This window comes from Lysinibacillus telephonicus (assembly GCF_039654155.1).
Lineage (GTDB): Bacteria > Bacillota > Bacilli > Bacillales_A > Planococcaceae > Ureibacillus > Ureibacillus telephonicus.
Genome location: NZ_CP155468.1, coordinates 705,428 through 725,466, shown reverse-complemented (window position 1 = coordinate 725,466; position 20,039 = coordinate 705,428). Strand labels below are relative to the sequence as shown.

The 20,039-nt window shown below is 36.4% G+C and carries 18 protein-coding genes and 1 riboswitch; of the genes, 3 read left to right on the top strand and 15 right to left on the bottom strand.

Annotated elements, in window-relative coordinates; translation table 11 throughout:
• The first annotated feature begins 175 nt into the window (after positions 1–175).
• Positions 176–712 carry an HXXEE domain-containing protein gene (locus tag MKY04_RS03530; protein ID WP_346235313.1) on the top strand — a complete coding sequence of 179 codons (537 nt, stop codon included), beginning with the start codon at positions 176–178 and terminating at the stop codon, positions 710–712.
• Between the two features lie 107 nt (positions 713–819).
• On the opposite strand, the gene MKY04_RS03525 is transcribed toward MKY04_RS03530, so the two are convergent.
• The 14 genes from MKY04_RS03525 to speB all read right to left on the bottom strand — a co-directional run bounded on the left by MKY04_RS03525 (position 820) and on the right by speB (position 16,425).
• On the bottom strand, positions 820–1,380 hold the full coding sequence (locus MKY04_RS03525) for a cob(I)yrinic acid a,c-diamide adenosyltransferase (protein WP_126293272.1): 561 nt from the start codon (positions 1,378–1,380) through the stop codon (positions 820–822).
• Between the two features lie 3 nt (positions 1,381–1,383).
• The gene (locus tag MKY04_RS03520) at positions 1,384–2,844 is read right to left on the bottom strand and encodes an adenosylcobinamide amidohydrolase (RefSeq protein ID WP_126293270.1); all 1,461 of its coding nucleotides are present in this window, start codon (positions 2,842–2,844) and stop codon (positions 1,384–1,386) included.
• Positions 2,845–2,849: 5 nt separating this feature from the next.
• On the bottom strand, positions 2,850–3,788 hold the full coding sequence (locus MKY04_RS03515; protein WP_126293283.1) for a FecCD family ABC transporter permease: 939 nt from the start codon (positions 3,786–3,788) through the stop codon (positions 2,850–2,852).
• 217 nt (positions 3,789–4,005) lie between these two features.
• Positions 4,006–4,186, bottom strand: a riboswitch (cobalamin riboswitch).
• Positions 4,187–4,382: 196 nt separating this feature from the next.
• Complete coding sequence (locus MKY04_RS03510) at positions 4,383–5,138, bottom strand: amino acid ABC transporter ATP-binding protein (RefSeq protein WP_126293268.1); 756 nt, start codon at positions 5,136–5,138, stop codon at positions 4,383–4,385.
• Positions 5,139–5,151: 13 nt separating this feature from the next.
• On the bottom strand, positions 5,152–5,865 hold the full coding sequence (locus MKY04_RS03505; RefSeq protein WP_126293266.1) for an amino acid ABC transporter permease: 714 nt from the start codon (positions 5,863–5,865) through the stop codon (positions 5,152–5,154).
• 12 nt (positions 5,866–5,877) lie between these two features.
• Entirely contained in the window at positions 5,878–6,588 is a 711-nt protein-coding gene (locus MKY04_RS03500) for an amino acid ABC transporter permease (protein ID WP_126293264.1), read from the bottom strand.
• 65 nt (positions 6,589–6,653) lie between these two features.
• Positions 6,654–7,535: a transporter substrate-binding domain-containing protein gene (locus MKY04_RS03495; RefSeq protein WP_126293262.1), complete on the bottom strand. Its 882-nt coding sequence runs from the start codon at positions 7,533–7,535 to the stop codon at positions 6,654–6,656.
• Positions 7,536–7,540: 5 nt separating this feature from the next.
• Positions 7,541–8,743 carry an acyl-CoA dehydrogenase family protein gene (locus MKY04_RS03490; protein WP_185807643.1) on the bottom strand — a complete coding sequence of 401 codons (1,203 nt, stop codon included), beginning with the start codon at positions 8,741–8,743 and terminating at the stop codon, positions 7,541–7,543.
• A 253-nt stretch (positions 8,744–8,996) separates the two neighbouring features.
• Positions 8,997–10,664 (bottom strand): acyl-CoA dehydrogenase family protein, encoded by a 1,668-nt coding sequence (locus MKY04_RS03485; protein WP_126293258.1) that lies wholly within the window; start codon positions 10,662–10,664, stop codon positions 8,997–8,999.
• Entirely contained in the window at positions 10,665–12,167 is a 1,503-nt protein-coding gene (locus MKY04_RS03480) for a class I adenylate-forming enzyme family protein (RefSeq protein ID WP_126293256.1), read from the bottom strand.
• Entirely contained in the window at positions 12,167–12,550 is a 384-nt protein-coding gene (locus tag MKY04_RS03475; RefSeq protein WP_126293254.1) for a MerR family transcriptional regulator, read from the bottom strand. Before MKY04_RS03475 ends, MKY04_RS03480 begins: the two co-directional genes overlap by 1 nt.
• Before the next feature lie 640 nt (positions 12,551–13,190).
• On the bottom strand, positions 13,191–14,858 hold the full coding sequence (gene argS / locus MKY04_RS03470; RefSeq protein ID WP_126293252.1) for an arginine--tRNA ligase: 1,668 nt from the start codon (positions 14,856–14,858) through the stop codon (positions 13,191–13,193).
• Positions 14,855–15,295, bottom strand: a complete 441-nt coding sequence (locus tag MKY04_RS03465; RefSeq protein WP_126293250.1) for a DUF1934 domain-containing protein — start codon at positions 15,293–15,295, stop codon at positions 14,855–14,857. Before MKY04_RS03465 ends, argS begins: the two co-directional genes overlap by 4 nt.
• Positions 15,296–15,552: 257 nt before the next feature.
• On the bottom strand, positions 15,553–16,425 hold the full coding sequence (gene speB / locus MKY04_RS03460) for an agmatinase (RefSeq protein WP_126293248.1): 873 nt from the start codon (positions 16,423–16,425) through the stop codon (positions 15,553–15,555).
• Between the two features lie 326 nt (positions 16,426–16,751).
• Here speB and MKY04_RS03455 point away from each other — a divergent pair, with 326 nt between their 5' ends.
• Positions 16,752–18,809: a transglycosylase domain-containing protein gene (locus tag MKY04_RS03455; RefSeq protein ID WP_346235312.1), complete on the top strand. Its 2,058-nt coding sequence runs from the start codon at positions 16,752–16,754 to the stop codon at positions 18,807–18,809.
• Between the two features lie 351 nt (positions 18,810–19,160).
• Here MKY04_RS03455 and MKY04_RS03450 read toward each other — a convergent pair whose 3' ends face one another.
• Positions 19,161–19,679 carry a YwhD family protein gene (locus MKY04_RS03450; RefSeq protein WP_126293244.1) on the bottom strand — a complete coding sequence of 173 codons (519 nt, stop codon included), beginning with the start codon at positions 19,677–19,679 and terminating at the stop codon, positions 19,161–19,163.
• Positions 19,680–19,748: 69 nt separating this feature from the next.
• Here MKY04_RS03450 and MKY04_RS03445 point away from each other — a divergent pair, with 69 nt between their 5' ends.
• Positions 19,749–19,937: a 2-hydroxymuconate tautomerase gene (locus tag MKY04_RS03445; RefSeq protein ID WP_126293243.1), complete on the top strand. Its 189-nt coding sequence runs from the start codon at positions 19,749–19,751 to the stop codon at positions 19,935–19,937.
• Positions 19,938–20,039 lie beyond the last annotated feature (102 nt).

Here is a 20,039-nt window from a genome sequence, read left to right as displayed (position 1 = left end):
CTCTCTTATTTAAGAAAGCCAAGTATGTTACGAGATTGAAATAAAAAACAATTGCCTAGACGCCGTTAATAAAAAACAGGAGGTAACTCAAAATTTCTATTTTTATTTTACCTCCTTTTTACAATCATTCATTATAATGTAAGAAAGAAAGATTTATTAATTGAGGAGTGTCGCGATGAATGATTGGTTCGATATACAAACAATTATTTGGATTTTCATTATTATCTTTATATTTCATGATTTTGAGGAAATCATTCTAGCTGAAAAATGGCTTCAGAAAAATTCAAAGCTTATTAATAAAAAACTGCCAAGAAAAATGGCAAACGCAATTATAGATCAGCTTTCAATGTCAACTGCGCAATTCTCTGTAGCAGTGCTTGTCATTTTTTTATTTGTCAGCAGTTCAACGATGATGGCAAATCAATATATAAATGGAGGACCTTTTGGAAATATTGCCTTTTTTGTAGTAGTTACATTAACCTTTTTCCTTCATTCATTTATTCATATTGGCCAATCTATATTTCTTAGAGCGTATACTCCCGGTGCATTTACGTCGTTAATACTTCTCATTCCATATAGCATCATTTTGTTCCGAACACTATTAACGAATGAAATTATTACATGGAACTTTATTTTTATATGCCTTCCATTTGTTTTGTTGATGGTTCCAGTATTGTTAATTGCACATTCGATTGGAAAAAAGGTAATTTAAAAAGAAAAACAATCCTATTGAATACTCATTAGGATTGTTTAGTATAAATATCTATATTTATTCACGTATAAGTATTCAAGTGAAAGTAGGCAAATCGCCCAGTTCTATTACTTAAATACATCTCCACTGCGAATATACTCGATGTCTTTAACGTTCATTCGGAAGTTTACTACACGTGCTGCCGCGAAGAAATAGTCAGATAAACGATTTAAATATTTTTGTACAATTGCAGGGACATCTTCTATGTCATTCATTAACGTAACCACTTGACGTTCTGCTCGACGCGTTACAGTACGTGCAATATGGAGGGTTGCTGCTGCCGGCGTCCCTCCCGGCAAAATAAATCTTTTTAATGGCGGTGCTTCATCTGATAATACATCTATGCGTTTTTCAAGAACTTCAATTGAAGCCTCCTGCAATTTATACTTTCTCTCTTTCATAACGTTTGCTAAATCGCCGCCGCAATCAAACAGTTCATGCTGGATTGTTTCTAAATCCGCTAGAATATCTTGAAAAACTGTTGAATCTAATTCACTGACTGCTTTACCTATAAAAGAGTTTAATTCATCTATCGTACCATATGCCTCAACACGTAAATGATCCTTCCTTACGCGGCCACCCATTAAACTCGTTTTCCCAGTATCCCCTGTTTTTGTATAAAGCTTCATATCCTAATCCCCTTTTCGATATATTTGAATTGCCTCTTTAGTTGCCTCAAAAACACCTCTTCCAATTACCTTGCCAACGTCTGTAATTGGTCCGCCATATTGCATTAGCGGCCCTTGTTGAGTTGCTGCAACTAACAAACTATCTGTCGGTGTACTTGTCGCAATTGAATTTGATCTAAAATCATACACTTTTTCCTGCTGCAAAGCTTTCGTTTTTGCTTCAGTCGCAGTCATCATCGCTTGCACGAATGCTTCATCAGACAATTTCCCATTAATCACAACCCATGTATTTATTGTTCCGATATGCAAAGAATCTTCATGTTTATATGCCTGCGAAACATCAATAGCGTTGCCAATTCCTGCAGTTACAATTACAAAAACATCCCCGAAAGAAGCATTGTATTGTTTAATTACTGCATTCTTTGTATCTACGGCTGTCATCATTCCGACCGTATTCGTTGGAGAAAACCCTTCATCAAGTAAATATTGTAAAAATTCTTCCTTCACCTTATCAATATTATAATCTGCTTTAACGGTACGGTTAATAAAGTTTGAATACCATCCTAAACCAGCGTTATGAACAGCAGATGACAACACCCTTAAAGGAAAATTCAATTTTAATTCAACATATTCCTCTTTTATTTTGATATGATCTCTTAAAACCTTCTTTTCACTTGCCTCCTTTTTCACATCTGGCAAGATAGTCATTTGTGGTTTTGGCTGTTCAGGATGAGCTTGTAATGATATTCGTGCTTCATAAACATCTTTAATTTGATGTTCAATTAAAACTTCATGAGGCTCACCGAATGCTCTTACAGTTCCTTTTTCCATTAACAGTAGTTCATCACAATAAAGTGATGCTAAATTAATATCGTGAAATACTGAAACAACTGTTAAACCATTATCCGTTACTTCTTTCCGAATCATATCTAAAATTTGCTTCTGATGTGCAATGTCTAAATGGTTTGTCGGTTCATCGAGTAACAGTAAATCTGAACTTTGCGCAAGTGCTTGTGCTATAAAAACACGTTGCTTCTCCCCTCCAGATAAGTACTCTATAAAGGTATGCTCGAATTTTTTAACAGCTGTCTGCTCCATCGCCTTCATGACCGAATGTTCATCCTCATTTGACCAACTAGAAAAAAAACCAGATTGATGAGGATAACGGCCAATGCTTACTGTTTCTCGAACTGTGCTTGAAAAAGCCGCTGTATGGAGCTGAGGCAGCACGGTCATTTTTTGTGCTAATTGACGGGAGGTATATTTATTAATATCAACCTCATCTATTAATACGTTTCCAGAGGTCGGCTTTAAAAGGCCGCTAATGATTTTTAACAGCGTGGATTTTCCACAGCCATTCGGTCCAAGAATACCTAGAAACTTCCCTTTACTTACTGAAAAAGAGATATTTTTTAATATTGGGGTAGTATCATAGCCTCCAGAAATGTTGTTTGCCTTTAGCATACAATTCACCCCCTGCTTCTTCTTTGTTTATAAAAAATATATGAAAATACTGGGGCACCAATAAAAGCAGTAATTACCCCAATAGGCAGTTCTGCTGGTGCAAGTATTGTTCTTGAAATTAAATCACAAATAATTAACAGGCTTGCTCCGTTTAAAAATGACAATGTTAATAAATGACGATGGTCTGCTCCCCAAAGTATCCTTGTCATATGAGGAACAACTAACCCAACGAAGCCAATCGTACCTGAAACTGCAACTGCTGCCCCTGTTAACATTGAACCTCCAGCTAAAATCGCATATTTGCTTCTCTTCACATTGACTCCAAGTGATTGTGCCCTTTCATCACCGTACATCATTGCGTTTAATTCACGACGATTTAACCATAAAATAATTGAGCCTACTATAACAAATGGCACAATCATTGTGACATAGGGCCACCCGCGCATTGATACACTTCCAAGCAGCCACCCCATAATTTCGCGCAGCTCTTGACCAGTAAGCGCAATCATTAATGAAATACATGACCCTAAAAATGAACTAAAAATAACACCAGTTAAAATAAGCGTTTCCATTTTCATTGAACGATCTACTAAGCGTGCAAAACTTAAAACAAATATTAATGTTAAAAGCGCTCCAAGCATCCCGAAAATCGGTAATGTAAAAGAACCTATAATTGGTATGGAAATGCCAAAAAAGATAGTAGCTACTGCTCCAACAGATGCTCCCGATGAAACTCCTAGTGTATATGGGTCAGCCAAAGGATTTTTAAGTAATCCTTGAAATGCAGCACCTGCAATTGCAAGCGAAGCTCCAACTAAACCAGCTAACAACACTCGGGGCATTCGAATACTCCATAATATATTGTAGAGACTTGGATTAGTTGAGCTATCCCATAATGCAGATAATGGTACATCTACTGAACCATTAGAAACTCCAAGCCACATACTAAATAGTAAAAATAAAATAGAGGAAGTATATGCAAAAATCGTTTTCTTTTTCACAATATAACCTCGTTTAATTGTTCATCTTCTTGTTTCATCATATTGGCAAAATGCTCCCCCAAAAAATTATGCAAAATAAAAAGTCTCTCTTTACGAGAGACGGTAATTTTAAATATAGTATGACCATACATACAATTAGCCTTCCTTATCCTCGTAAGGGTAGTTGGTATACATAAAGGCAGGTCTCCTGGCTTATGTTCTTGCGATCTCCTTCCCATTGCAGCAGTGAAATATTAGGGTCGCTCACATTTACAGTTGCGGGACAGCGCCGGACTTGCACCGACTTCCCTTTTATTCTTATCCGTATATAGACGAAAAGAACCTTTATGTGAATATTTAATTGGTCTAACTCATTATATCTTATTTTAATTGATTGTTATAGAAAACAATTAGTACACACACTAATAAGAGAACCTGGACATATGTTAAAAATTATTCATTTGAAATGAAAACCGCATGAAATCATGGTTTTCAAATTGGATTTCATGCGGTTTATTAATTTTTAAAGGTTTTATCCCAGTTCAATTTAATCTTATATTAAATATCAAAATCAAATTCGCCTGGTAATACACGTCGTAAGAAGCGTTGGGTTCTTTCTTCTTTTGGAGTTACAAAAATTTCATGTGGCGTTCCTTCTTCTACAATATTGCCGCCATCCATAAATATGACCTTGTTTGCAACATCTTTTGCAAACCCCATCTCATGTGTGACAACTAGCATTGTTGTACCTTCCTTTGCAATATCCTTCATAACCTGAAGCACTTCTCCTACCAACTCTGGATCCAGTGCAGATGTTGGTTCATCAAAAAGGATAATATCAGGGTTTAATGCTACTGCTCGGGCAATGCCTACACGCTGCTGTTGACCTCCTGAAAGCTGACTAGGATATGAGTCATATTTCTCAGACAAGCCTACTTTATCTAATGCTTTTTTTGAAATTTCATAGGCTTCTGCTTTTGGTATTTTTCTACCTATGATTAGACCTTCTGCTACGTTTTCCAAGGCTGTTTTATTATTAAATAAATTATAGTTTTGGAATACAAAAGCTGTTTTCTTACGGATTGCTAATATGTCTTTTTTCGAAGCCGTTTTTAAATCAACATTTAATTCTCCAAAGCTTGCAGTCCCCTGGTCCGCTCTTTCTAAGAAATTAATGCATCGCAGCAGTGTCGTTTTCCCAGAACCACTAGGCCCTAATATAACGACTACATCGCCTTTATCAATCTTCAGGTCGACACCCTTTAAAATTTCATTTTTACCGAACGATTTATGAATATTTTTAATTTCTAACATTTATTTTGCCTCCTTAAGCGCTAGCCATTTTATAGCGACTTAAACGTTTTTCCCACCACTTAAATAGCTGTTCTACTGCAATACAAATAATTAAGTAAACGATAAAAATATCAATGTATGCTTCTAAGTAGTTATAACCTAAATTTGCTTCAACTTTTGCTTTCAACGTAATTTCTTGCAATGAAATGGCATATCCAAGCGATGTTGCTTTAATTAAATTTACTGTAGCTGTAGTTAAGTTTGGCAACGCGGAGACTAATGCTTGTGGAATAATAATTCTCACATAAGCTTGTTTTGTCGTAAGCCCAACAGAATGTGCTGCTTCCAATTGACCGCGATCTACCGTACCTAATGCAGAACGGAAAACTTCAATTAAAACTGCAGCTGTATTGAATGAGAAAATAATAAACGCATACCAAATTGGATGGATATCATAAATTGGATAATCAATATTGTATTTAGTAAAAATACTGTTCAAGAAAATCGGTATAAAGCTATATAATACAAAGATTTGAATAATAATTGGCGTTCCACGGACAAAAGAAACGTACACCTTCGCAATTTGATTTAAAACAGGAATTTTATTAATGCGAGTTAATGCAAGGAAGAAACCGATTGGTACTGCAATCGCCATTGCAACCACTGTTACAAGAAGGGCAACTGGCACTCCGCTTAATGCAACCCAAAATGTATCTATTAGAAAAGGTATATTTAAACTTGATTCCATAATATCCACCTCCTATGATGCTTTTAGTGAACGAGATCCTTTACTGAATAGCTTTTCTAATTTCTCGAAAACTTTTTCTATTGTTATAGAGAGAACCCAATAAATAACTGCAAGGGCAATATAGATTTCTAATGCATGTGAATTAAGGTTACTTGCAATAATTAAATTTGCCTTACCAACAATATCAATAAAGCCAATTGTGTATGCTAAAGCACCCTCTTGTAAAATTGCTATTAATCCATTCCCAAAGTTTGGCAGTGCAACAACAAATGCTTGTGGGAAAATAATTCGTCGATAAGCTTGAAATGGTGTTAATCCAACACTTACTGCTGCCTCGTATTGTCCTTTATGGATTGACTGGATGGCGGAACGAATGACTTCAGACATCATAGCCGAAAATTGTAGAGAAAACGTTGTAACAACAAAAACTCCTGTATTTATGTCTTGTAAATTAACATGAAAAAGCGAGTCTGCAAGAAAAGGTACTCCGTAATACACAAGGAATAATAGAACAATGGAAGGTGTACAACGCATAACAGTTGTATATCCGTTCGCTAAAGAACGTAAAACTTTGCTTTTCCCAATTTTCGCAAAGGCCAGTGCTAAGCCAAGTAATGTCCCGAATAGAACAGCGAGCCCTGCAACTAAAAATGTAATTTTTAAATACGGTAGTAAATTAGGTATCGCATTCCACAGATAACTAATATCAAAGTATTTTTCCACTTTTGTTCACCACTTTCCTAAAAAAGTGAGGCTGCAAGGTTTACACCCGACAGCCTCATGTTCACTTATCGTTCAACAGTTTCTAACACTTCAAATAAATCTCTACCATAATGTTTTTCCATTAATTTATTTAGTTCATCAGTTTGTTTAATTTCCGCCATTGCTTTATCGTAAGCATCAGAAAATTCTTGCTGTTCTTTGTTAAATAATGGCCAAGTTTTAATAACAATAAATTCGTTATAAATAACGTCGTTTATTAAATTATGGTAAGGTCCATTTTCGTCTAAAATTTGGGCATTGTATTGAGCTTCAAGGTAAATTGCCCCATCAGCACGACCTTCGTTCACCCATTGAACCTGATCAACATTAAATTCATCGCCTGCTACTAGTTTTACTTGATTATCTGGATTTGCTTCGTTGTATTCTGCAACAATCGTGTATTGAGCGTTATTAGCTGCAATTGGTGCTAATTCTAAGTTTGCCGCTGCAAAATCTGATAGATTTTTAATGTTTTCATTTTCCTTTTTCAAAGCCAAACCAGTACTACTTAAACCTAGGAATTCTTTTGGGAAAATGTATTTTTTTGCACGTTCATCCGTGTACCATACATTTTTAATCCCTACATCATATTTACCTTGTTCAACACCGATTAATAAATCATCATCCGTTGTACCAATAAACTCAAATTCATAATCTTCTAATTTTTCGTCAACTAGTCTCATAGCATCCACATCGTAACCAGCTGCTTCACCATTTTCATCTTGGTATGAAATTGGCTTCGTTCCAATTGCATATGCTACTTTAACTTTTTTAACTTCACCAGAATCTTGGCTGCTACCATTCGCATTGTTAGCAGTTGTATCTTCTTCATTTCCTCCACATGCAGCTAATATAGAAATTGATGCTAAACCTACTGCTGCAAATTTTAATAGTTTGTTAAATTTCATGTTGATTATCTCCCTTTATTTTCATTTTCTTTTAATGCCGTTTCAGCTAATTTTTTAATTGTAATATCGTCCATCGGTGGATTATGAAGTCCGGCACGTACATCGCGATAGTAACGTTGCAGCGGGTTTGTACGCTGCAAGCTCTTTGCACCGACTACTCTCATCGCCTTATCGGCTACTGTGATTGCTGCATTTGTTACAACATGTTTTGCTGTGTTTACCGCATTAAGGATTAAAGTACCCTCTTCCACAGAAAGCTCATGCCCTTCTGTTTCTTTTTGTTTTAATTCCACATAGCTTTGTGCTGCACCATACAAAGCAAAGCGAGCCGTAGCAAGTTCCAATTCAATTTCACCAAGAAGAGCCTGCACATTAGGTAATGTTGCAATTGTTCCTTTAATACTGTTTGGTGAATGCGTATTGGCAAATTGAAGCGCGTAATCTCTCGCTGCTTGTGCAATACCTAAATATGTAGCTGGTATAAGCAGCAGCCAGCCATTTAATTTAAATCCAGTATTGTAATTTGGCAGCTCTACTAAATCTGATTCATCTACTGCTACATTATTTAATACTAGATCATGGCTGCCCGTACCGCGCATTGCAATGACATCCCAAGTTTCATCAATTGATAATCCTTCTGTATCTTTATGAATTAAGAAGAAGCCGATTTTTTCTTCTTCCTCAATCCAAGCCGATGTTAAAAAATAATCAAGTTCAGGAGAGCCTGTAGTATAGCTTTTTCGACCATTGATAATCCATTGGCTGCCAGTTTTTTTAGCAGTTGTACCTGGACGGCCGCCACGGATTGGACTGCCAGTTGCTACTTCACTTACAGCACGGTTAATGATTGCACCCTGTTTGACTTTACTAGCAAAGTCAGTTAATTTCGAAGGCTCCCAATACTTATTTTCGAATAGTTCACCTACTGTTAGTAATGTCCAAGCAGTTGCCAATCCCGTACTTCCATCGTAGCTTCCTAAAGTTTCTTGAAGAGCAATTGCCTCATATAAATTAAACCCTTCTCCACCAAGTTCTTTCGGCAAGGTTAATTTTGTATATCCGATTTTGCGCAGTTCGTTAATATGTTCATGGGGAAATGATGATTGCTCATCAATTTCTTGTGCATTGGTTTTAAATGTTTCCTCTAGGCTAGCTAACTTTTCAAGCCAAATACGCTGCTGCTCTGTTTTTATAAATAAATCTTTCACAATACATCCTCCTTTTCAGGCAAACTATCCAACTATGTATAATCAATTCCTACTTATTCACTTTGAAAAATCGGCTAACCGATAGAATTGATTTTACTTTCTGACTTTTCAATAGTCAATAGGTTATTCGAAGTTTTTTTATAGGAATTAATACTTTTAAATTAAGAAGGAAAAATTAAAAACCAAGAATGTTGATTTAACAGCATTCTTGGTCTTCTTCTTGTAATTTTTTCAATTAATATTTTGTCAAAATCTAAATAACATCATGGAAATATTGGACAGTTTTCATTGGGTCTCCTATGTTGCGTAGCTTCCAAGCTTCTTCTAAATAAATTTCTGCTAGTTTTTCATATTTCCCACTATATTTATCAGCCCATTCTACTGCAACAACACTTTCGTATAATAAAGCCATTTTCTCTGCTATTTTTTTAGCCTCAAATGTTTGCATTGCATCGTCTAGAGTAATAAATACGTGCAACTGTTCTTCTAAAGTTTTTAATTGTTCAACTACAATTTCTTTTAAACCTGTTTTTGCAACTTCTTGCAAGCGAGATTTCATTTCTTCTATAAATAGACTATATGCATTATATTTGTTAAATAAACGAATGACCTCTAGCGCTAAAATATTCGCAGTTCCTTCCCAAACAGTTAAAACTTGTGCATCTCGAAGAAGACGAGGTGTTACAAAATCCTCTATATAACCATTGCCCCCGTGAAGTTCAATTGCCTCACTCGCAAATTTTACTGCCTGTTCTGCAGTTTCCTTTTTCATAATTGCGATGTTAAGGCGATTTAAAATCATTTCTTTATTCGTACCATTTCCAGCTGTAACTTCATCGTACAATTTTATTAAGTCAAACGTAGTAGCCACTTCTACGTGAACTTTTGCAGCAAACTTCGCCAATGAATCTTGAATCATAGGATAATTCGTTAACACTTCTCCAAATGCAGTTCGATTTGATAAATAATACTTTGCTTCCAAGTAAGCACGGTTCATTATTCCAACTGATGCAATTGCATTGCAAATTCTCGATAGATTCAAAGCCTCCAGCATATAATAAATTCCTTTGTTTGGATCTCCCACTACGTAAGCAAGCGCTCCATCGAATTCAACTTCTCCTGACGGGACTGCACGAACACCGAGCTTATCTTTTAAACGACGAATACGAAGACCATTAACTGTCCCGTTTTCATTTTTCCAGGGAACTGCAAACAGCGTTAATCCTTTTGTTCCTGGCCCAGCATCCTGTCTGCGTGCCAACACCATTGCCACCCCGCACATCCCCGCATTTGAAGCAAAGTATTTCTCACCGTACAAACGATAATGTTTTCCGTCAAAACGTGCTTCAACGACATTGGCACCAACGTCTGAACCACCTTGACGCTCTGTTAAGAAAGTGGCACCCTCAAACAATTCCACTTCTCCTGTTGAACAAACATGTGGTAAAAAACGATTCTTAAGTTCCTCATCAGCATAATGGTCAAGCAAGTAGGCTGTTGCCATTGTCAAAGTAACGGGGCAATAAAAACCAGGCTCAGCATGCGATAACAAATATCCTTGTGCAAAACTATAAATATAGTTTCCCTTTCTACCAAGCTGGGGTATTTCTTTATGAACATACCCAACAATTCCAGTATTATAGGTCTGTTGAATGGTTTTTTTGTAGCCTTCATTTACCCAAATCTCAGATACTTCGTCACCATATTTGTTATAACGTTTTAAACGGGGTTCTCCTTCTCGATCTGTATGTTTTGCCCGTTCATCAATTTCACCAGCTACAAGCTCACCGAAATCGTTTAATTCTCTTTTTGCAAAATCAAGAAACTCTTTGTCTAACATTTCCTCCAATATTTTATGAAGTGTTTCATTGTTGGAAAAAAAGTTTGTTTCCTTAGCGTTGGTTGATTGTAAAACTTTCATTTAGTTCACCACCTGCTGTTTTAATTGTTGTTTCAAGATTTTCCCAGCTGCATTGCGCGGTAATGCTTCCACCTGCTCATAAATTCGCGGCACTTTATATTTTGCTAGATGTTCAGATAAATATTGTTTTAATGCCTCTTTATCAATCGATGTTTTTGCTGCAAAAATCGCCTTAACAGTTTCTCCCCATTCCTCATGTGGCACTCCAACGACAGCGACCTCGAAAATCCCTTCATATTGAAGAATCCGATCTTCAATTTCCTTAGGATAGATATTAACTCCTCCGGAAATAATGACATCTTTTTTACGGTCCACAATCCAAATATAGCCATCCTCATCAAATCGAGCTAAATCTCCTGTTTTCACCCATCCGTCAATAAACGCAGCTTTAGTTGCTTCAGGGTCTTTGTAATAACCTATCATGTTCCCTTCCCCATACAAAACAATTTCTCCAATTTCCCCTACTGCAACGTCTTTGCCATCTTCATTTACTATGCGCAGTTCTGTACCAAATGGAGCTCTTTTACCAACACTTCCTGCCTTCCCAGCATGTTCATAACCAAACATTAACGCCCCGCTTGGACCCGCTTCTGTTAATCCGTATACACATGTTAAGTTTTCTGTTTTAAATGCATGTTGTATATAGTGAACTTCCTTTTCAGAAAGTGGCGCACCACCATATATCCACCATTTCATTGAAGAGAGGTCTGCTGTTTGAAGTCTAGGATGTGAAGCAGTGGCTAAGTAGGCAACTGGTGCACCAAAGAAGTGTGTTGTTTTTTCATTTTCAACTGAAGTAATGAATAAATCTGGTGTAAACGTTGGGGTTAATACATTTGTTGCACCTACTAGAATGCCAGACATTAGGAATAGGTGTAATGGAGCAGAATGTGTTAATGGCATCATAAGTAGAATACGGCTTTCAGGTTTTACTTCCATTTCAATAGCAATCATTTGTGCAACAGCCAATATATTTCGATAGCTAAAAAGCACCCCTTTTGGCTTGCCTGTTGTTCCGGATGTGTAAAGAATTGTAGAAAGGTCATCTTCATTTAGTAAACAATTAATCTGTGTATTGTCAGCGCTTTCAATAAGTTCCTCATAGCTTAACCATTCTTCTTTTGCCGGGCCTGTTTTAATTTTTAATGGTATAGTTGAAATTTTTTCGACTGATGAAAAGATTGCTTCATGAGCAATAATTGCACTTGCTTCTGCATGTTGTGCAACGTATTCAACTTCAGACAGTGTGAACTTTGCATTTACTGGCACAACAATTGCTCCGATTCGTTGAACAGCAAAATAACTAACGATAAATTCCAAAACATTCGGCATAAAAAGAACGACTTTATCTTCTTGTTTAATTCCTTTTGATATTAAAGCATTGCTTAATCTTGTTACTTGATCATCCAGCTCTTTATACGTAGTTCGTCTACCATTACAAATTACTGCTTCATTCATTGGATATTTTCGGGCATTTCTTGCTAATAAATTTGAACTATTCATCAAGTATCTTCCCCTTTTAATCTCGTTAATTTTTCGCTAAACATCGTATACAGTTGCTGTAATTCATTTTTCATTTGAGTAAGCTCAGCGATTTTTTCATCAATTTCTTTCATTTTTTGCTCGCCGTAGTTGACTGTACGTTCCAGTTGTTGAATCCCTGTACGATCAACATCGAAAAGCAGCACCATCTCCTTTATTTCTTCAAGAGAAAAACCAAATTTTTTGCCTCTAAGGATGAGTTTCAATTTTGCAATTTCTTTTTTTGAAAAGGTTCGTTGATTTGATATCGAGCGACTTGGATGAAGCAGACCAATTTCTTCATAGTATCTAAGCGTCCTAGTTGAAACATTGAACTGCTTAGCAACCTCCTTTATCGTCTTCATCTGATCACCTCTTCTTTTTTATCAGTATAGCATTGACGTTAACGTAAACTTCAACAGAAATTATGACATTATTAGAATTTTCTATACATTAAATAGAGTTATATGTTCTCAATAAATATAGAATTGTCTATGTACCTAGGATTTTTTTAAAAGTTCTTTTACTCAGGGCTTCCATATTAAGTTGTATTGCTGCTACCGCGATACGAGGCAGTCTGGCTAGTTGCTTTTAACTGTTTATAAAATGAAAAAAGAGTGAAGACAAAGTCAATTTGCTTTGTCTTCACTCTGAAAGCCCTGTATTACTAGGGGATATTTGTTATTACATTTTCTTAGGTGCAGCTATGTCCATTAAACATAGAGCGTTTGTAGCTGTCGGCTTCGCCTTTCGCTACAGAATACTTTTTATTTTTATTACTTGTTAAGTAATTACATTTTCTCAGGTGCAGCTACGCCTATTAAACGTAGGGCGTTTGTAGCTGTCGGCTTCGCCTTTCGCTACAGAATACCTTTTATTTTTATTACTTGCTAAGTAATTACATTTTCTCAGGTGCAGCTACTCCTATTAAACGTAGGGCGTTTGTAGCTGTCGGCTTCGCCTTTCGCTACAGAATACCTTTTATTTTTATTACTTGCTAAGTAATTACATTTTCTCAGGTGCAGCTACTCCTATTAAACGTAGGGCATTCGCTAATGTTACACGTACTGTGTTAATTAGTGAAAGGCGTGCTTCTGTTAGTTCTTTATTATCTGGGTTGATTACTTTTTCCGCATTGTAGAAGCTGTGGAAAGCAGCAGCTAATTCTTGAATGTAATTCGCAATGCGGTGAGGTGTACGATGATTCGCAGCTTCTGCTACTACTTGTGGGAACGCCCCAACTTTTTTCAGTACATCCTCTTCTTTCTCAGCTGTTAAAAGATTTAAATTATCTAAAGATGCACTAAATCCTTGTTCCTCTGCTGAACGAAGAATTGAGCAAATACGAGCATGAGCATATTGTGCATAGTAAACAGGGTTTTCGTTTGATTGAGATACTGCTAAATCTAAATCAAAGTCCATGTGTGAATCACAAGCAGTTTTAACGAAGTAGTAACGTACTGCATCTAACCCTACTTCTTCTACCAACTCACGCATTGTAACCGCGTTACCTGTACGTTTACTCATTTTGTATTTCTCGCCGTTTTTATAAAGCTGAACCATTTGGATTACTTCAACTTCAAGTTTATCACGATCGTAGCCAAGCGCTTGGATTGCCGCTTTCATACGAGGAATGTATCCGTGGTGGTCAGCACCCCAAATATTAATTAGTTTTTCGAAACCACGATTGATTTTATCTTCATGGTAAGCAATATCAGGAGTTAAATAAGTAAATGAACCGTCAGATTTAACTAGAACACGATCTTTATCGTCGCCGAATGTTGTTGAACGGAACCATGTAGCTCCCTCTTCTTCAAAAACATGACCGTTTGCTTTTAATTTATTTAATGCTACATCAATTTTGCCGTTTTTGTATAAAGAAGTTTCTGAATACCAAACGTCAAAGTTCACGCGGAAGTTTGCTAAGTCATTTTTTAGTTTTTCTAACTCAAGCTTTAAACCATGTTCGCGGAAAAATTCGAAACGTTCTTCATCTGATTTTTCTAAAATGGAATTACCAAATTGCTCTACTAATTTTCCGGCAATGTCGATAATATCTTGACCATGGTAGCCATCTTCTGGCATTTGTGCATCCAAACCTAATGCTTGTTTGTAGCGTGCTTCTAATGAGTAAGCAAGATTGTTAATTTGATTTCCAGCATCGTTAATATAATATTCGCGGGATACATCGAAACCAGCAAAGTCCAAAACATTACATAAAGAATCCCCAAATGCGGCACCACGAGCATGTCCTAAGTGAAGGTCACCTGTTGGATTTGCAGAAACAAACTCTACTTGAACTTTTTCACCGTTCCCTGCATTTGAACGTCCATAGTTATCACCTTGCTCTTTAACAGCCTTAATAACATCAGCCAGGAAGTCTTTACGAACTGTAATGTTAATGAAGCCAGGTCCAGCAATTTCGATTTTTTCAATTTCTGTACCTTCAGTTTCAAGGTTTTCTAAAATGCTTTCCGCGATAGCACGAGGTGGTTTCTTTGCTAACTTTGTTAATTGCATAGCCAGGTTTGTTGCAAAGTCGCCATTCGCCTTATCTTTTGGAGTTTCAAGGTGGATGTTATATTGTGCACCTTCTTCTACTAAGCCCGATTTTTCAACTGCAGCTGCTAGAAGCTGCTTAATGGATTGTTGCAATTGCTCTACTGCGTTCATTTTTGTCCCTCCGAATATTGAATTTCCAACGTATATTTACCAACAGATTGACCACTAATAATAAGGTCATACTGGACATGAAATTTACCATTTATCACGCTTTGTTCATTATGTTCATGGGTTAATTGATGCGTCTGTGTAACGATAGGCAGCGTTCCATATTGTGTTTCATAGTGCCCGCCTTCTTTTTGAAGTGTATTAAAAGGAAGCCGCATCTTTACTCCACCACTTCGTAAAATAAGGGCATTTTCGTTATCCATTTTAACAGTCGTACGAATCTTATTTTCATCGATTGCTTCTTCATATCGTAAATATGTTTTGCCCGATTTTTCAATATAAGTTCCACTTAACCACAATTCATAAGTTTCGGATTCTCCATCTGCCGGCAGGATCGTTGAGTTTAACTTTATTTTTACGTTTTTTTCAACTTCACTCATTCCAATGGTCAACTCCTCGCCTTACATTACTATAACCTTATCATTATAGGACGAATCTCGTGTTTTTATCAAGGTTGAACTTTTTGAAAAAAAGAGCATGGAACACTTTTAACAAGTTTTCCATGCTCTTTGTTTTGTTTCGCACATAAACTGGTGAAATTCGCACATAAAGTGTGAAAAATCGCTCATATATCTCAGAATTCCGCTCATAAAACTCTTAAACCCGCTCATAACAAGGGTTAAATCTTTCTAACGGATTATTTTACCCAGCCAAGAATCATTTCTCTTAATAATTTAGAAGCTGTGTTTGCTGTCATTTCGCTTGGGTCGTATATTGGGGCTACTTCTACTAAGTCAAAGCCTACTACGTTGACATCGCTGCCCGCAATTGCGTGGATTGAAGCTAGTAATTCTTTTGATGTAATGCCGCCGCAATCAACTGTACCTGTACCTGGTGCATGTGCTGGGTCTAATACATCAATATCAATTGTTACGTAAACATTGCGCCCTGCTAAAGTTGGCAGCACTTCTTTTAACGGCTCTAATACTTCAAATTTTGAAATGTGCATACCGTTCTCGCGTGCCCAATCAAATTCTTCCTTCATTCCAGAACGAATACCGAATGAATACACATTGTTTGGACCGATGTGCTCAGCAATTTTACGAATTGGAGTTGAGTGTGAAAGTGGTTCCCCTTCATATTCAGTACGTAAATCTGTATGAGCATCGAAATGGATAATTGCTAAATCGTTATATTTTTCATAAACAGCTTTCATAACAGGCCAAGAAACTAAATGTTCCCCACCCATCCCTACTGGAATTTTACCATCAGCTAAAAGTCTTTTAACGAATTTCTCAATTTCATCTAGTGATTTCTGCGCGTTTCCAAATGGCAGCGGGATATCTCCAGCATCAAAAAATTTCACATCATCTAGCTCACGATCTAAATATGGGCTATACTCCTCTAACCCGATGGATACTTCACGGATACGTGCGGGACCAAAACGCGAACCTGGACGATAGCTTACTGTCCAGTCCATTGGCATTCCATAAAGTACTGCCTTAGATTCCTCATAATTTGGATGACTTTTAATAAATACGTTGCCTGAGTATGTTTCATCAAATCTCATTTACTTCACCTGCTATTTTCAAATTTTAATCATTTCATTTGTGAATTTATGCCTCGAAGTTTTCGGGACAATTCAAACATTTACATTCACATATTACCAAATAAACTTGGAATTTTCGAAAGTCCAATAGTGAATTACTGCCTGAAAATTCGGATTAAGTTAGGTTTCGAAACCTTATTTCGACATTTTTCGTATAGTTTTATACATACAGGAAAAAAGTATAGATGTTTTTAGACAAAGTGCAACAGTTTTTTTATGTATAAAATCGATTAAAGCGGAAAGTTCAAGTCCATACTATATTTAATAAGAAAATGAGGTGAATACGGATGAGTAGGCAAAGCTATAGACGAAAAAAGAAACGGCAAAAATGGATAAAGCATACAGTTTTCATTACTGTCGCTCTTATTAGTGCAGTAGCTGTGTCACTTATGGGAATTCGGCTGTACGCCCAAATTGCCGGTGCCCCACCTTTAACTGTGACGAAAGCATCCGTGTTTTTAGATAGTAGTGGAAATCGAATCGGTGATTATTTTACAGCCGAACGTAGATATTGGGTTGATTTGGATGAAATATCGCCTTATTTAATCGATGCAACCGTCGCGGTAGAGGATAAAGACTACTATAAACATAATGGTTTTGACTTTTCTCGTATTGCGAGTGCATTATTAACAGATTTAAAAACCCAAAGTATGGCTGAGGGAGCAAGTACAATAACAATGCAGCTTGCACGCAACCTCTACCTATCTTTAGATAAAACATGGACAAGAAAAATACAAGAATCATTTTACGCATACAGATTAGAAACTTTTTACAATAAAGATGAAATTTTAGAAGGCTATTTAAACACCGTGAATTATGGCCACGGCATGTACGGTGTGGAAGCAGCAAGCCGGTATTATTTTGGAAAATCAGCAAGCGATTTGACATTAGCTGAGTCTGCTCTATTGGCGGGTATTCCAAAAGGTCCGAGTATTTATTCTCCTATTAATAATTATGAAAAATCAACTAACCGACAAAAAACTATATTAGGCTTAATGGAAGATCAAGAGTATATCTCATCAGAAGAAAAAGAACGTGCCATCTCGGAAAAAATAGTTTTAAAAAATGAACAATGGACTGCAGCAAAGTCCGTCGCCCCTTACTTTTTAGATGCTGTTTGGCAAGAAGCCGAACAAATTTTAAAAAAGGAAAATAAAAATATTCGTGAAGGCGGTTGGGTTATTAAAACAACATTAAACCAAGCTCATCAACAGGCTGCGGAACAGGCTATTGAAAATAATATGCCAGATAGCGACTTACAAGCAGGTTTAGTAAGTATGGATGTTGAAACAGGCCATGTCACTGCATTAGTTGGCGGGAGAGATTATGAAAAAAGCTCATTTAACCGAGTAACACAAGCGGCTCGACAACCTGGTTCGTCTATTAAACCATTTCTTTACGCTGCAGCATTAGAAAACGGCTTTTCTCCTCTAACGTATTTAAATGTTGGAGAAACAATTTTTACGTATGACAATGGACGAGCAACATATAAACCACAAAATGTAAACGGACAATATGCTGATGGTGAAATGTCGCTGGCACAAGCAATTGCAATCTCAGACAATATTTATGCCGTTAAAACGTTGGAGAAAATTGGTTATGAACCATTTCGGGATATGTTAGAACGATTTAATTTAAATTATTCAAAAGCTAATAACCCATCGATTGCTCTTGGTACAATCGAAACATCACTTTATGATTTAACAAATGCATATAATACAATTGCTGCACAAGGTAAACAACGTCAGGCAACAACAATTCTTTCTATAGAAGATGCCAATGGCGAAATAGTATATGAATATAAAAAACCTGAAGAGAAGCAAGTTATCTCAGAAGAAGATGCTTTTATTTTAACCGATATGTTAACAGGCATTTTCGATCCAGTATATAGTGACTACTCTCCAGCAACAGGTGTATCTCTTCGCCCACGTATGACTCATACGTATGCTGCAAAATCAGGGACAACTGTTAGCGATCAGTGGATATTAGGTTTTACTCCAAGTATTACAGCAGGTGTATGGAATGGTTATGATCAAGGAAAAACCCTTTCTGTACAAGAAGACATGGCTGCATCAAAACAAGTTTGGATTGACTTTATGGAAGCAATTAATGAGGGAAAACCAAATGAAACCTTTGAAGCTCCAGAAGGTGTTGAAGGTGTTGTCATTGACATAGAAACAGGCAAGCTTGCGACAGATGCTTGTCCAAAGCAACGTCTTATTTATGTAAAAAAAGAAGATGTACCAACTGAAAAATGCTCATCAACAGAATTGTTTGATAATGATTCATGGAATAATTTCTTAGATTTATTCCCATTTGAAGCATTTAAAAACTTTTTAAACTAAAATAGTATTGCAAAATATAAAAAAGCTTTCTCTTAGTCGGATTAGTTCCGAACACAGAGAAAGCTTTTTTATGGCAAATAAAAACATGAGGATTATGGGGCATTTGGCTTGGGATGTTTCAAATGCCGCATAGCTCTCATGCTCTATTTGCCAAGTGTCCTAGCCTACTATTATAAGCTATAGACTCAGTGTACTTTTTTTCATTGTCAGTTTCAATAATGGATTAAATTGCATATTAAAATGTCACAAAATGTTCAATATTAGTTTTATTATTTTATAAAAAGATATTGACTAAATCATTTCAAGATTAATGCAATTCAAAATATTTTTTTACAAAAATATACAATTAATTTATTTTACAATTAGATCATTTCGCAGCTGTTCATCGCTTTTTTCCCACATTTCTAAATTATGGGATTGGAGAAATTCTGCTAAAACTCGTTTTGAATCATCATCCATATGATCAACAATAATTCGGCGTTTCATTGATTTATCCATTTTATTTACATGGTCTGCTAAAATTTTGTATCCACGTCTTTTTTCTCGGTTTACGACCATTTCACAAGCTGTAACCCCTGCAAAATATGGTCCTTCTTCTTTAAAATCAATTGTTACCCAAACGAGCCAATATGGTTTACCACCTTCTGAATCCTCACGATTTGTTGTAAATTTGATGCCGCGCTCTACATCACTTTTTGCATGCATAGCACCAATATCAATAAAAGCACGTTTTTCTTGTATATCAATGAAGACAGGCGATACATTTTCTAGTGACAATGAACCTATTCCAAACCCTTTATGGCCATCCGTTGGATCATTTTTAATAATTGTAAAGCCTATTTTTTGCTTAGGTGTTTCTTCATTTGCCATTGTAAATCCCTCCGTATATGCCTATTATAATGAATATACACTATTATTATCCACTAAGGAGGATGTAAAATGCCAATCGTAACTGTAAAAATGATTGAAGGTCGTACAGATGAACAAAAGAAAGCTTTAGTTGAAAAAGTAACAGCAGCGATCGTTGAAACAACGAATGCACCAGCAGAAGCTGTTTCAATCATTATCGAAGAAATGTCTAAAAACCACTACGCAACTGGTGGAGTACGTGCTATCGATAAAAAATAAGAAAAGCACAAGCGCCTGATTAACCCCGACAAGCGCTGGTCGACATTGGTGCATCCATGTACTTCAGAAGACCCGAATCAATAAGCTTTTCCAGCTTTCGAT

Coding starts and splice junctions, on each gene's coding strand:
- MKY04_RS03530 (WP_346235313.1), top strand. CDS start 176: ATGAATGATTGGTTCGATATACAAACAATTATTTGGATTTTCATTATT.
- MKY04_RS03525 (WP_126293272.1), bottom strand. CDS start 1,380: ATGAAGCTTTATACAAAAACAGGGGATACTGGGAAAACGAGTTTAATG.
- MKY04_RS03520 (WP_126293270.1), bottom strand. CDS start 2,844: ATGCTAAAGGCAAACAACATTTCTGGAGGCTATGATACTACCCCAATA.
- MKY04_RS03515 (WP_126293283.1), bottom strand. CDS start 3,788: ATGTGGCTTGGAGTTTCTAATGGTTCAGTAGATGTACCATTATCTGCA.
- MKY04_RS03510 (WP_126293268.1), bottom strand. CDS start 5,138: ATGTTAGAAATTAAAAATATTCATAAATCGTTCGGTAAAAATGAAATT.
- MKY04_RS03505 (WP_126293266.1), bottom strand. CDS start 5,865: ATGGAATCAAGTTTAAATATACCTTTTCTAATAGATACATTTTGGGTT.
- MKY04_RS03495 (WP_126293262.1), bottom strand. CDS start 7,535: ATGAAATTTAACAAACTATTAAAATTTGCAGCAGTAGGTTTAGCATCA.
- MKY04_RS03485 (WP_126293258.1), bottom strand. CDS start 10,664: ATGAAAGTTTTACAATCAACCAACGCTAAGGAAACAAACTTTTTTTCC.
- MKY04_RS03480 (WP_126293256.1), bottom strand. CDS start 12,167: ATGAATAGTTCAAATTTATTAGCAAGAAATGCCCGAAAATATCCAATG.
- MKY04_RS03475 (WP_126293254.1), bottom strand. CDS start 12,550: ATGAAGACGATAAAGGAGGTTGCTAAGCAGTTCAATGTTTCAACTAGG.
- argS (WP_126293252.1), bottom strand. CDS start 14,858: ATGAACGCAGTAGAGCAATTGCAACAATCCATTAAGCAGCTTCTAGCA.
- MKY04_RS03465 (WP_126293250.1), bottom strand. CDS start 15,295: ATGAGTGAAGTTGAAAAAAACGTAAAAATAAAGTTAAACTCAACGATC.
- speB (WP_126293248.1), bottom strand. CDS start 16,425: ATGAGATTTGATGAAACATACTCAGGCAACGTATTTATTAAAAGTCAT.
- MKY04_RS03455 (WP_346235312.1), top strand. CDS start 16,752: ATGAGTAGGCAAAGCTATAGACGAAAAAAGAAACGGCAAAAATGGATA.
- MKY04_RS03450 (WP_126293244.1), bottom strand. CDS start 19,679: ATGGCAAATGAAGAAACACCTAAGCAAAAAATAGGCTTTACAATTATT.
- MKY04_RS03445 (WP_126293243.1), top strand. CDS start 19,749: ATGCCAATCGTAACTGTAAAAATGATTGAAGGTCGTACAGATGAACAA.